The 13,208-nt window shown below is 59.2% G+C and carries 12 protein-coding genes; 7 read left to right on the top strand and 5 right to left on the bottom strand.

What is annotated here, in order from left to right:
- The first annotated feature begins 41 nt into the window (after positions 1 to 41).
- Entirely contained in the window at positions 42 to 1,907 is a 1,866-nt protein-coding gene (locus tag BMZ42_RS12225) for an adenine deaminase (protein ID WP_091522827.1), read from the top strand.
- Between the two features lie 127 nt (positions 1,908 to 2,034).
- On the top strand, positions 2,035 to 2,664 hold the full coding sequence (gene mobA / locus BMZ42_RS12220; protein ID WP_091522741.1) for a molybdenum cofactor guanylyltransferase MobA: 630 nt from the start codon (positions 2,035 to 2,037) through the stop codon (positions 2,662 to 2,664).
- Between the two features lie 59 nt (positions 2,665 to 2,723).
- On the opposite strand, the gene BMZ42_RS12215 is transcribed toward mobA, so the two are convergent.
- The 4 genes from BMZ42_RS12215 to ligM form a co-directional block, all read right to left on the bottom strand.
- The gene (locus tag BMZ42_RS12215; RefSeq protein ID WP_091522739.1) at positions 2,724 to 3,680 is read right to left on the bottom strand and encodes a catechol 2,3-dioxygenase; all 957 of its coding nucleotides are present in this window, start codon (positions 3,678 to 3,680) and stop codon (positions 2,724 to 2,726) included.
- A gap of 39 nt (positions 3,681 to 3,719) precedes the next feature.
- Positions 3,720 to 4,604, bottom strand: a complete 885-nt coding sequence (locus BMZ42_RS12210; protein ID WP_091522737.1) for an NAD(P)-dependent oxidoreductase — start codon at positions 4,602 to 4,604, stop codon at positions 3,720 to 3,722.
- A 54-nt stretch (positions 4,605 to 4,658) separates the two neighbouring features.
- Complete coding sequence (locus BMZ42_RS12205; protein ID WP_420492467.1) at positions 4,659 to 5,567, bottom strand: methylenetetrahydrofolate reductase; 909 nt, start codon at positions 5,565 to 5,567, stop codon at positions 4,659 to 4,661.
- A 245-nt stretch (positions 5,568 to 5,812) separates the two neighbouring features.
- Entirely contained in the window at positions 5,813 to 7,219 is a 1,407-nt protein-coding gene (gene ligM / locus BMZ42_RS12200) for a vanillate/3-O-methylgallate O-demethylase (protein WP_091522732.1), read from the bottom strand.
- 494 nt (positions 7,220 to 7,713) lie between these two features.
- Between ligM and BMZ42_RS12195 the strand changes: the two genes are divergently transcribed.
- From BMZ42_RS12195 to BMZ42_RS12175, 5 genes are all read left to right on the top strand, one after another.
- On the top strand, positions 7,714 to 8,880 hold the full coding sequence (locus tag BMZ42_RS12195; RefSeq protein ID WP_244523243.1) for an ABC transporter substrate-binding protein: 1,167 nt from the start codon (positions 7,714 to 7,716) through the stop codon (positions 8,878 to 8,880).
- A gap of 130 nt (positions 8,881 to 9,010) precedes the next feature.
- The gene (locus BMZ42_RS12190; RefSeq protein ID WP_210185220.1) at positions 9,011 to 9,862 is read left to right on the top strand and encodes a branched-chain amino acid ABC transporter permease; all 852 of its coding nucleotides are present in this window, start codon (positions 9,011 to 9,013) and stop codon (positions 9,860 to 9,862) included.
- A gap of 8 nt (positions 9,863 to 9,870) precedes the next feature.
- Positions 9,871 to 10,872, top strand: a complete 1,002-nt coding sequence (locus tag BMZ42_RS12185) for a branched-chain amino acid ABC transporter permease (protein ID WP_244523242.1) — start codon at positions 9,871 to 9,873, stop codon at positions 10,870 to 10,872.
- Positions 10,865 to 11,629 carry an ABC transporter ATP-binding protein gene (locus tag BMZ42_RS12180; protein WP_091522728.1) on the top strand — a complete coding sequence of 255 codons (765 nt, stop codon included), beginning with the start codon at positions 10,865 to 10,867 and terminating at the stop codon, positions 11,627 to 11,629. Before BMZ42_RS12185 ends, BMZ42_RS12180 begins: the two co-directional genes overlap by 8 nt.
- The gene (locus BMZ42_RS12175) at positions 11,622 to 12,332 is read left to right on the top strand and encodes an ABC transporter ATP-binding protein (RefSeq protein ID WP_091522726.1); all 711 of its coding nucleotides are present in this window, start codon (positions 11,622 to 11,624) and stop codon (positions 12,330 to 12,332) included. The genes BMZ42_RS12180 and BMZ42_RS12175 overlap by 8 nt, the downstream gene beginning before the upstream one ends.
- A 2-nt stretch (positions 12,333 to 12,334) precedes the next feature.
- On the opposite strand, the gene olsB is transcribed toward BMZ42_RS12175, so the two are convergent.
- Positions 12,335 to 13,141, bottom strand: a complete 807-nt coding sequence (gene olsB / locus BMZ42_RS12170; protein ID WP_244523246.1) for a l-ornithine N(alpha)-acyltransferase — start codon at positions 13,139 to 13,141, stop codon at positions 12,335 to 12,337.
- Positions 13,142 to 13,208 lie beyond the last annotated feature (67 nt).

The raw sequence follows: 13,208 nt of genomic DNA, 5'->3' as shown, positions 1-13,208 counted from the left end.
AGCGCTAAATGACCCGCAATCCCCTGAACGATGAGCATGCAATGACGAAACTTCCTGATGACATTTCACTCGACGCCGGTGTTGAAATCGCGATCCGTCAGGATCTAACGCTCGTCGCGCTGGGCAAGCGTCCTGCGGATGTCGCATTGCGCGTCGGCCGGCTTCTCGACGTGGCAACCCGAACATGGAAAAGCGACCAGGAGATCGTCATCAAGGGTCGACGCATTGCCTATATTGGCGACGCGGGCAGCTATCCCGGTGAAGTCGCGCAACGCGTCCATGAGCCAGACCTCGCTGCCGTGCCCGGCCTTGGCGAAGTCCACAAGCACATCGAAAGTTCACACCTGACACCAGAGTGGGAAGCAGCCCTGGTCCTGCCGCGCGGCAACACCTGGACCTGCGAAGCAAGCCATGAATTTTCGAACGTCAACGGCGCCAAGACGCTTGAATTCTGGCTCAAGGCGCGTGCCGCCGGCTCGCCTCTGAAGATCTTTCCGCTTCCAGGCTCTGCTGTACCGCCCACCGGCTATGAGCATGGCGGCGGCTGGTTGGGCTATGACGAGCAGCGCGACTTCCTGCGTCAGAGCCTGATGACAGCGGGACTGGACGAGGTGATGGACTGGCCGGCTGTCTGGAACCCTGCAAATCCGTCCTATGACAGGCTCTGGGGCATGATCCGCGCCACCTTCGAGCAGCGCGGGGTGGTGGAAGGACATGCCGCTGGCATCCGAGACCTGCCTTCGATCAACGCCTTCGCCGCAGCCGGTCTTGCATCCGATCACGAGGCCTACACGGTCGAGGAGTTCTGGGACAAGCTGACCCATGGCCTGTTCATGGAGTTGCGACCGCACAATCTGGCTGAGGTTGTCACGGGATTGCTTGAGCGCGGCCTTAAAGACTGGTCGCAAATTGCGCTGACAACCGACGATCGCAGCGCTTCCGATACGCTGAAACTCGGCGCGACAGACTACAATGTGCGGCTCGCCATCGAAGCGGGTCTCGCGCCCGAGATCGCCATCCAGTGCGTAACGATCAACCCGGCGCGTCACATGCGGCTGACGCCCTGGGTCGGCTCGATCGCGCCGGGTCGTTACGCGGACATCGTGCTGTTGTCGGATGTCGAAAGCTTCCGGATTGCGAAGGTCTGGGCGGATGGCAAACAGGTCAGCGATGGCACGAAATATCTTCCGAAAGTGCCGAAGATCGACTGGCCCGAATGGGCAACGAAGACCATCAATATCGGCCGCGATCTGACTGCAGACGATTTTGCCATCCCTGCAGAACCCGGCCGCGAGACGATGAATGCTGCCGTTCTTCGACCTTTCCACTGGGCAGACGATTTCCTGACCTTCGAACTTCCGGTCGTGAACGGGCTGGTTCAACGCGACGAAAACCGAAACATCACCAAGTTTTCGATCATCGACCGCTTCTCCGGCCAGGGCGCTGTCTCGAAAATGTTCTGGCTTGGCTGCGGTCCTCGCACCCCGGAAACGGCGCTTGCCTGCTCGATGGCGCATGACAAGCACAATATCTGGTGCGTGGGTTCATCAGACGCTGCCATGGCCAAAGCGGTCAATGCGGTTGCGGCCAATGATGGCGGTTGGGCTTTGGTGCATGATGGCGAGGTGGTGGCAACCGTGCGCTATGAAGTTGCGGGGTTGATGTCGTGCCGTCCTGCCGAAGCGCTGCACGACGAAATGCAGCAGCTTTATGCGGCGGGTGAGAAGGTCGACTGGATGTATGAGCCGACCTTCCAGGCGCGCTGGTCGCCCGGTTTTCCCGAACGCCTCGCCTTTGCAACGCTTACCTGCGCACCCTGGCGTTGGGTGCTGGTCGCACCAAGCGACTATGCACCGCAAGGCTTCGTCAACGTCCAGACCGGCGAGACACACCCGGTCGTGTTCTGATCTACACAAGACGGGAGCGCTCGATGGCAATCGTGCGCTCGCTTGCGCAGGCTAAACCATTGCAAATTGTTGCCAGCGCTCTGGTTGGCACATGGACAAAGCCTCGCCAGTGCCGCACCCTTGCCTCATGACGCATAGCATCTTCAAAAACACCGCCGGCGTGATATTGGCCGGCGGACTGGCCACCCGCATGGGCGGCATCGACAAGGCGCTGCTTCGTCTTGGCGACACAACATTGCTGGAACTGGTAATCGAACGTCTTGCGCCCCAGTGCCGGGAGCTTGCGATCAACGTCAACGGCAATGCCAACCGCTTCTCAGCCTTCGGATTACCGGTAATACCCGACTCGCTTCCCGGCCATCAGGGGCCGCTCGCTGGAATACTTGCAGGGTTGGATTGGGGTGCCGAAATCGGCGTCGATGCAATTGTAACCGTTGCGACCGATACGCCTTTCCTGCCGCATGATCTGGTTGTGAGACTAGCCGATGCGTCAACCCACGCGGCGGCGCCAATAGCATTGGCGGCCTCGCCTGACGGCACCGGGACAATGCGTCCTCATCCAACATTCGGGTTGTGGCCGGTCGAGCTGCGCGAAGAGCTACGCCAATCTCTTCATTCAGGAACCCGCAAGGTTTCACAATGGGCGCATGGGCATGGAGCAACCCTCGCTGAGTTCAACAGCAGCCCCTTTGACCCATTCATCAACATCAATACCCCCGAAGACCTCGCTGCCGCGCGGAGCTTGATTGCTCGCTAAATTCCGCTGGCTCACAAACTGGAGCAAAAGCGACGAAAGTCTCAGCGGACGCAATTCGGTTACTTTTCCACTGGCGGCGTGCCGTGGGAATGGAAGCTTTCAATCGTCTTCAGGCCCCAGGCCTGGCCCTTCTTGCGCTCATTTTCGGTCCAGGTGACCGTGGGCCAGTCGGGGCGCAGGATCAGGCGCGCACCGGCATTGGCAACTTCCACGCGATTTCCGGCAGGCTCGTAGACATAGAGGAAAAACGTGCCCTGGATTGCATGCTTGTGCGGGCCGGTCTCGATAAAGACGCCGTTTTCGAGGAAAATATCCGCAGCGCGTAAAATGTCTTCACGCTGATCGACAGCATAGGTGATGTGGTGAAACCGACCGCTGGCTCCGGTGTGGTCTTCGCTGAATGCAATATCGTAGGTCTTGTTGTTGACCGTGAACCAGCAGCCGCCCAAACGGCCATTGTCGAGCTGGATCTGTTCGGTGACGCGGCTTCCCAACGCCTTGGTCATGAAGTCGCGGATTGCCGACACGTCTTTGGCCAACAAATTCAGGTGGTCGAGACGGCGCACCGCCGCGCCCCGGCCATGATAGCGCTGGGCGATGTTCTTCAGCGCCGGGCGCTCGCTTTCCGGTGCGACATACACGTTGGTGTCGTAATACAGCTCGAAGATGTGACCGTCCGGGTCGCGGAATTGATAGGCGCGGCCATGACCGAGATCGCCATCGCTCCAGCCGATGCCGCAGCCCATCTCCTCGATCACCTTGACCCGGCGCTCGAGCGCCGCCTGCGAAGAGGTGCGATAGCCGACATGGCCAACACCAGTATTGTCTGACGCCGTCAGTTTCAGCGTATGAAACTCATAGTCATCGAACGCGCGCAGATAGACCGAGTCGCCGTCGCGGCCACTCTCCGTAAGGCCGTAAATATTGACGAAGAAGTCGAGGCTTTCCTCCGGTTTGTTGGTGAAAAGCTCGACATGTCCGAGATGGGCGACATCAAAGCACGGCTCATTGTTCATAAAATCACTCTCCTCCGGTCGCCGCGCAACCGCTTTCCATCAATCGGCGCAAAACCGCGTCAGCAAGTTTTCGTACAGCGCCGACACTTCGCCCGTTTCATTGACATCATGACCAAGCTCACCGATTTCCGCCTGGAAATCGGCGATTGCGGTGGCGAGATCATGCCCCGGCCCGAAACCGAGCTCTTTCAGTGTCGCCGCCGATTCACGCATTTCGGCGGCGCGGCGCACACCGTGACGCGCGACGCGCTCCAGCTGGTAGGTGGGATAGTCCGGCCAGCCCAGCTGCGGAAACGACGCCGCCAGCGAGCCGTAAACCTCATCGAAGCGCCCTGCCGCCTTGGCGGCCAGTAATGTCTGCACGGTGATCGCTTCCATGCCTTTGACGAATAGCGAGCGCAGCATCTTGATCGAGGTCGCCGCCCCGATCTCGTCGCCGACAATCGAGAAGTCGAATTCCAGCGTGGTGAACTGCGCCGACAGTGCCCGGCAGGCGGGCCCAGCCAGCAGCGCAGGCGTGCGATGGCCGCGCGGATGCACTGGCGCCATCACCGCCATGTCGACATAGGCCGCACCGTTGACACCGACCAGCGCGGCGGTGTCCTGCTTGCGTCCGCCGGAGACGGAATTGATGTCGATGAACACCTGATCTGCGTTCAGATGGTCAGCCACCGACTGCGCCGCGTCGAGGCTGTCAGCTGCCGTGACCGCCGAAATCACCCAGTCGGCGTCGAAAATGGCATGGACGGCATCCTCTGCCAGTTCGACGTTCAATTGCGCCGCTGCGGCGCGAAGCGCGTTTTCCGATGATGTGCCCGTCCCCAGCAGCCTGTCAAAAGCGCAAAAGCTCAGCCCGTCTTGCTGGCGCAACGTCGATACGAATGCGCGCGCGGCTTCGCCAAAACCGATGAATGCGATCCGCATCCGAAACCTCCCTGCTCCGCCCGCCGATCAGGTGACGCAACATTACTGACAGCGTCAAGCGACAGCAGTCTTTTCAGTCGCCCACTCAGCGTTGGTGCGAATGCCTCCAAGCGGGAAAAAATGCACATTCTCGATCAGATTGCCCGGATGTTCCGATGACCATGCCGCAAGCTGAGCAATGACGTCTGTCGGCTCGTAGGGCAGCATCAGTTTGGTCAGGTCCATCGCACGCTTCTGCAACACTTTCAGCGACGGCCCAACGCCACAGCTGATGGCATATTTGATCAGCGTCTGCAGTTTTGCTGGCCCCGCAATGCCGACATGGATCGGCAGCGTGATTCCAGCCATGCGCAGACGCTCTGCCCACTCGATGATCGGCTTGGCATCAAAGGCGAACTGGGTGACGATCGCCATATCGACACCGGTTTCGCGTGCAAAAGCCTGCTTCCACGCCAGCGCTGCATCGGCGATTGCCGAGCCGCCATCCGCATCGATATCCTTGTTGCCTTCCGGGTGCCCCGCAATGTGCAGACGCTTGAAGCCGTGCTTCTGGAAAAGGCTGGTTTCCATCATCTGCATCGAACTGTCGAAGGCGCCATGCGGTTGCGCGACACCGCCCGCGAGCAGCAGGGCCTGATCGACGCCGGCCTCCTCGACATAGCGTGTGAGCCAGTCATCAAGCTGCGCCGCATCGGAAATGATCCGCGCCGGCAGATGCGGCATCGGCGCAAACCCCTCGTCCCGCAAACGCTTGGCGGTTGCGACCATCTCTTCGATCGGGGTGCCTTCGATATGTGCAATGTACACACGCGTGCCCAGCGGCAGCAAGGCGGCAAAGTCTTCGACCTTAGCAGCGGTACGCGGCATGACTTCGATCGAATACCCCTGCAGGAACGCAGCGATCCCGGCCTCATCGGGGGCGACAGATGCCCCGCGTCCTTTGAGCAAGTTCAGCAAAGTCACTCCTCCCGTGCCGTGCGTGATATGCATGATGTATACATTATGGTGATCTTGATCGCAATCCAATCATTCGCCCGCAGCAAGGGCTACAATCAAGCAACCGCACGTTTCAAAGCAAATTACCCGGCTGCGAATGGGGCCGCTGTCGAAATTGCGACACGCACTGGCGTGAGCTGCTTCTTGCGATTGGATACAGAAAGGGCCGCGGCGAAAGCCGCAGCCCCTTCCTTTCACGTGTGCCCGACAGATCAGGCCTGCTTGGTGCGCCAGCTGTCGGCGTAGCTCTCACGCGCCTCACGCGCATAAGGCGTCGGCGACACGCGAACCTTGATTTCCGTCTGCTTGTGATGCTCGGTCGATGTCTTGCCCGTCGGCTCCGGCTCGCCCCACAGCATCGTCAGCACGTCGCCTTCCTGGACGTCGGCATCAACGACACCAAGCGACAGGACACAGCGCTCGTTGAACGAGTAGCCATTGAACATCGACATGCCGACCATCTTGCCATCCTTCATAACCATGTCGGCCGAGGAAGACGCGTAGTTGGGCTGCGGGAAGTCGATCCACTTGTAAGGAGTGCCCTCGTCGAACGCCGAAGCGATGACCTTCAGAACATCGTCGCGGTTCCACTCGAAGGTGACCTTCTTGCGGTTCTTCTGGCCCTTCATCTTGAGGAGCGCGTCCTTGCCAATGAAGTCGTCCTTCTTCCAGCCAATGTAGAAATCGTAGCCGAGTTCGAACGGATTGACGTAATAGTCCTCGATATTGCCGGAGACGAAGCTGCCGCCGATGGCGCCGCTTGCCTCGTAGCTGTCAGCACCGAGCCACTCGCGATACGCCTTCAGCATGCCATCGCCGGTATAGATGCCCGGCAGAGGCGACGGAATCCAGCCTGATTCCAATGTGTTGGTCGAATAGGCACGACTTCCGCAACGCACCAGATCGACGCCAGCATCCTTCGCGGCCTGCAGGATGCAAGCCAGAATATAGCTCTTGTCTTCATACGGCCCCCAGATCTCCAGTCCCGGAGCGCCAGACATTCCGTGGCGCAGCGCCTGAACCTTCTTGGAACCGATATTGATCCAGTCGACGTGGAAGAACTTGATGTCCTGAACCGGGCCGCCATTCATCTTTTCGAAGATCTTCGGGGCATCCGGTCCCTGGATCTGGTAGCGATAATGGGTGCGCAGCACGCGCTCGCCCTCGGGGCGCGACGGCGACCGCGGGTCGTGCTTGATGCGCACATTCCACTTGCCGTAGGCGGCGCAGAACATCAGCCAGTTGGATGTCGGCGCACGACCGACCAGGATGAACTTGTCTTCGCGCTCGCGGAAGATGATGTGGTCACCGATGACATGCCCATTCGGCGTGACCGGGACATAATGCTTGGCACGGTTGAGATCAAAATTCGAGAACGAGTTGATGCCGTGATAAGCGAGGAATTTCTCGGCATCCGGACCTTCGACGATCAGCTCGTCCATATGGTGTGACTGATCGAACAGAACTGCCGAATTGCGCCATGCCCACTGCTCGTTGCGCCAGTTCGAGAACTCAGGCGCGACGACGGGGTATACATACATGCCGGTTTTCGAGTTGCGCAGCATCTCGACAGCATTCCCGCTGCCCTGCAAAACGGCTTCCAGACTGGATTTGGTCACTGTAGCTCCTCCACGAAAATAAATACCTGTATACAATCTCGCTGAAGGTAAGAGGAATTGCAAGAAGGTTCCGCCATTTCCCGATCGAAAAACCGAGCCACGCGCGAGCCCTCGCCACGGCTCACGAACACAATCAGGCAGACTTCCGAAAAATGATGTCCTGATTCGGCCCCATCCTGACTTGGACGGCCACCCGGCTCTATTCAGTATACATTTGGGACAAATAACTGCACAGACGGGCCGAACCGCAGAAGATGAAAGCTGCCCGACCGTTCACAGGACGCCGCGCTCGGCAACCGGCGGCGGAACAATGCTGGGCCAGCAACGCCGCACATTACACTGACACGCCACTTCGGACAGCTACAAAGAATGGCGCGTTTATTCACTTGGCGATCCGGCATTCGATGTATACATTCGATTGCTGGAGGAGCCATGCTAAACACTGCGCGAACTGTCATTGATCCCGCAGCCAGCATAAAGGGAGGAATTTCACCTTGAAGACGAAGAAGATTATCGCCTTGTTGGGCGCGAGCCTTGCCTGGACCACAGCCGGCTATGCGCAGGAAACCGTTAAGATCGGTGTGATCCTGCCATATTCCGGGCCCTTTGCCGACGCCGCAAATCAATTGCAGGCCGGTATCGATCTGTACATCGCCAAACATGGCGACACGGTCGCAGGCAAGAAAATCGAACTGATCAAGAAGGACACCGGCGGACCTGCTGCCGACGTCGCCCAGCGCATGGCACAGGAACTCGTCGTCCGTGACGGTGCCGACATCATTGCTGGTTTCGCGCTGACACCAGAAGCGCTCGGTGCGGCCCCCGTCGCCGAAGAAGCACAAAAACTGATGGTGGTGATGAACGCTGCCACCTCGATGGTGACCGAGCAGTCGGAATATATCGTGCGCACTTCCGTTACGATTCCGCAGGTCAACTATGCTCTTGGAAAGTGGGCATTCGAGGATGGCGGCGTCACGCAGGCCTACACTCTGGTTTCCGACTACGGTCCGGGGCACGACGCCGAGAAGTCTTTTTCTGCAGGCTTTACGGAAGCAGGTGGCAAGATTCTGGGCTCCGACCGCACGCCTGTCGCGAATCCGGATTTCTCCGCCTTCGTCCAGCGGGTGAAAGATGCCAATCCTGAAGCCGTCTACATCTTCGTGCCGGGGGGCGCCCAGCCAGCAGCCATCGGAAAGGCGTTGGTCGATCGCGGACTGGCTCCACCGGCGACCAAAATCCTGGCGCAGGGCGAGCTTACCCATCCGGAAGCATTGGCGAGCATGGGAGAGACTGCGCGCGGCATCATCACCACGTTCCATTACACGCTCGAGCGCGACGATCCGCTGAACAAGGAATATGTCGAAGGCTACACGGCTGCCAACAATGGCCGCGAGCCCGACCTGTTCTCCATTGGTGGCTATGACGGCATGCACCTCATCTACGAGGCGCTGAAAAAGACCAATGGCGACACGTCCGGCGATGCGCTGATTGCCGCTGCCAAGGGTATGTCGTGGCAGAGCCCGCGCGGACCGATGTCGATCGATCCGGAGACACGCGATGTCGTCCAGACCGTCTACATTCGCGAAGTTCAGGAAGTCGACGGCAAGTTGCAGAACGTCATCATCCATGAAATCCCGGATGTGAAGGATCCGCTTCACTGATAAGGTTCGGCGCAGGGAAACCTGCGCCAATGTCTTCCTGTGCAAGCAGCGTGAGTGCGAAATCGTTTTCCGCGCTCGCGCTGCCTCCAGGTCGAGATCTGGCTATGCACAACGGGCCGCAATGAGCAGTATTGTCATCGTACTTTTCGACGGATTCGCTTTCGGGATGCTCCTGTTCGTCCTGTCGGTCGGCTTGTCCGTCACGCTGGGGTTGATGAATTTCATCAACCTTGCCCACGGAGCCTTTGGAATGCTGGGCGGCTATGCCGCGGTCACAGCCATGCGACTGCTTGGCTTTCCATTCCTGCTGGCACTACCGACGGCCTTTCTCGCAGCCGCACTCCTGAGCATCGTCCTCGAGCGAACTCTGTTTCGCCGACTGTATGGCGCGCCTGAACTCAATCAGGTTCTGCTGACCATCGGCATGGTGTTCGTCGCTGCAGCTATCGCCACCTATCTGTTTGGCACCGTGCAGCAGGTCATCATCCTGCCGTCATGGCTGCGCGGATCGGTCGAGATCGCCGGCATGCGCTTCGGCGTCTATCGTATTTTCCTTATTGGCATCGCCCTGATCGTGACGGCGCTGCTCGTATTCGGCCTGGAACGGACACGTCTTGGCGCACAGATTCGCGCTGCCGTAGACAATCAGCGCGTGGCTAAAGGGCTTGGCCTGGATGTCGAGAAAATATTCGGCATCACCTTTGCCCTCGGCAGCGGTCTTGCAGGGCTCGGCGGCGCGCTTGCCGTTGAGATCGTCGGGCTTGACCCGTCGTTCGGCTTCCACTTCCTCGTCTACGTGCTGATCGTCGTGTCGGTCGGCGGACTTGGCTCGATCACCGGCTCTTTTGTCGGAGCCGCGCTCCTCGGCATCTTCGACGTAGCGGGGAAATATTTCTGGCCAGAGATCGGCTCCTTCCTGATCTATCTGCTGCTTGTGGCCATCCTTTTTGTGCGCCCTCTTGGCCTGTTCGGAAAAAGGTGAGCGCGACCATGAACCAGGCAATGTCTGCTAACGCGAACGTCGACACGGCGCGGCAGTGGCTGAAGCGCCAATCGCGCTGGAGCCCGTTCGAAATCGTCTTCTGGCTGGCATTATTGCTGCCGTTCTTCCTGTTTCCGACTTACTTGCCATTGGCAAGCCAGATCGCCATCGCCGCTTTATTTGCGCTCTCTGTCGATCTGATCCTCGGCTATGCCGGCATCATCACTCTGGGTCACGCGATGTTCTTCGGGCTCGGCGCCTACGCAGCCGCCCTGCTGGCAAAAGCGGGCTGGAGCGAGCCGCTGACCGGGCTATTGTTTGCTGGCGTGTTCGCGGGCCTGATCGGCTTCATTACCAGCTTCATGATCGTGCGCGTCCAGCATCTGGCGTTGCTGATGATCACGCTCGGTCTCGGTGTGCTCACGCTCGAACTTGCCAACGCAATGTCGTGGCTGACCGGCGGCACAGACGGCCTTCGCGTGCCGCGGACATGGCCGATCTTCAACTATTTTCGCTTCGATCTGTGGGGCTATACGAGCTACGGCTATACGCTGGCTGTGTTGTTCATCTGCTTCCTGCTAAGCCGCCTGCTGGTGAACTCCTCGTTTGGCTTGGCGTTGCGCGGGATACGTGAAAACGTCAAGCGCATGCCGGCCATTGGATCCGACCACCACCGCCATCTCCAGAAGATTTATACTATTTCCGCTGCCATGGCAGGTCTTGCCGGAGCGTTGCTGGCCCAGACCACGAGTACGGTCGCGCTTGATGTCTTGAGCTTCACGCGCTCTGCCGACGTGATTGTCATGCTCGTGCTTGGCGGCACCGGACGGCTTTACGGAGCCATCGTCGGTGCGATCATCTTCCTCGTTGCGCGCGACCAGCTTGCCGGCATCAATCCACAATACTGGTACTTCTGGATCGGTCTTCTATTGATGGTCGTAGTTCTGTTCATGCCAAAAGGCATTCTCGGATTTCTTTCGCGGCTAGCCGGGAGGCGCGACAATGACTGACCAGAAGGAGATCGTGCTGCGCACGGACTCACTGTCGAAGAAGTTCGGCGCGCTTCAGGTCACCAACGCGGTGAGGCTGGCGTTGCCACGCGGCTGTCGCTACGCACTGATCGGCCCGAATGGCGCTGGCAAGACGACGTTGATCAATCTCATTACCGGCCAGCTGAAACCGGATTCCGGCAGCATCTTCCTCGGTGGTGATGACATCACCGGCAAGTCGGTGAGCGCTCGTGTGCGCGCCGGTCTGACGCGCACATTCCAGATCAACACGTTGTTTCCCGATCTGACCCCACTTGAGGCGGTCACACTGGCGGTCTGTGAGCGCGAGGGCAAGGCAGGCCAGTTCTGGCAGCCGCTGAGCGCGCATGGCGCAGCCATCGACGAAGCTTTCGAGACACTGAAGAGCATTGGCCTCGCCGCCGCAGCAACCCGGCCGACACGCACCCTTCCCTATGGCCAGCAACGTCTGCTTGAGATTGCATTGGCACTGGCCACCAAGCCGCGCGTTCTTTTGCTCGATGAACCCGCAGCAGGCGTCCCGAAGGATGAAAGTGCTGCATTGTTCGAAGTCATTGCGGCGCTTCCGTCCGATATCTCCGTTCTCTTCATCGAGCATGACATGGATATCGTGTTCAAATTCGCCTCGCGCATCATCGTACTTGTCGCCGGAGGGGTGCTGCTCGAAGCAGATCCCGAAGAAGTGCGTACCGACCAGCGCGTTCGCGAAGTCTATCTCGGCAAGGGACACCATGTCTGATTCACTTCTCGAATTTCGCGATGTACGCTCCGGCTATGGCGAAGCCGTCGTCCTTGATGGCGTCTCGTTCGAGCTTAAGGAGGGCAGCAGCCTTGCCCTGCTCGGTCGCAATGGTGTCGGCAAATCGACGCTTCTTTTGACCGTGATGGGATTTGTGAATGTCGCGCGCGGCGCAATCTTCTGGCGCGGTCAGGATATTTCCCGCATGGCCCCGTACAAGCGCTCGCGAGCTGGCATCGGCTGGGTGCCGCAGGAGCGTGAGATCTTCCCTTCCCTATCGATCGAGGAAAACCTCACCGTTGCAGCACGAGCTGGTCGTTGGGATCTGGCATCTGTCTACCGGCTGTTTCCTCGCCTGAAGGAACGCCGCGCCAACATGGGCAACCAATTGTCCGGTGGCGAGCAGCAGATGCTCACAATCGCCCGCACATTGATGACAAACCCAGCAGTGCTGCTGCTTGATGAACCGCTCGAAGGCCTTGCGCCAATCATCGTCGAGGAGCTCACGGAAGCGATCGCCCAGATGTCTCAGCAAGACGGCATGGCGCTTGTACTGGTCGAGCAATTTGCCGAAGTCGCACTTGGACTGACCCAAGACGCGCTCATCATCGAACGCGGCATGATCGCTCATAAGGCACCCTCGGCCACCTTGATGCAGGATCCTGACACGCTGGAGCGCTATCTGGGTCTCAAGCTGGGCTAAGGTCAGGCCGCAAAACGCTGTGCGTCAGCGCCGTAATAATTGATATAGCGGGAAGCGATCTCGCGAACCTGCAGGACGACAAACACATCGGTAGTGGCAAAGTCGTGATCGATCACACAGCCATCACCGATCTTGGCGCCGACGCGCAGGTAACCCTTGATCAACGGGGGGAGCGCGGCAAGCGCCGAGCGCACATTGACGGCCTCCGGCGGCATCAGATCCATTGAGTGATAGCGTGCTGGCACGGCCGCCACGTCCCAGGCTCCTTGCGCGCGTGCATTGTGTGCAAGATAGGAGAGCGCTTCGGCGTGTGCAGCCGGAACGGCTCCATGAAACGAAGCGCATCCGGCCATGACGTCAATCTGATAGTGATTCACGTAGGCCCATATTCCCTGCCACAGCAGTTCAATGGACCGGCGGGAGCGATATTGCGGCAGGACGCATGATCGTCCCAATTCAAGAAATCGCAGATTGGGATGGCGCCGCACCAGCTTTTCGAACTCGAACTCATCGCTGGAATAGAACCCGCCAGCAGACTCTGCCGCATCCTGGCGCAACATCCGGTAGGTGCCGACAATCTGTTCGGTCGCGGGCGCGTCGACAGATGTGTCGAACACCAGCAAATGGTCACACACATCATCGAACCGGTCGGCATCGCGCCTTTCCTGCATTCCGGCTGAATGGGCCTGCGCTCCCAATTCTTCATGGAAGACGCGATAGCGCACCCTTTGGGCCGCCTCGATCTCATCCGCATCGCGCGCCAGACGGACCTCAAGGGTACCAATACGACCCAACAGTTTTCCGCCCATCAATCTTGTGGCGCGGACGATGGGTAGAGACGTTGTGTGAGGGGAATCTTCGATCATGACTTCGCGC

Source organism: Aquamicrobium aerolatum DSM 21857, assembly GCF_900113935.1.
In the GTDB taxonomy this organism is placed as follows: Bacteria; Pseudomonadota; Alphaproteobacteria; order Rhizobiales; family Rhizobiaceae; genus Aerobium; species Aerobium aerolatum.
This window is presented reverse-complemented; position numbering and strand designations above follow the sequence as displayed.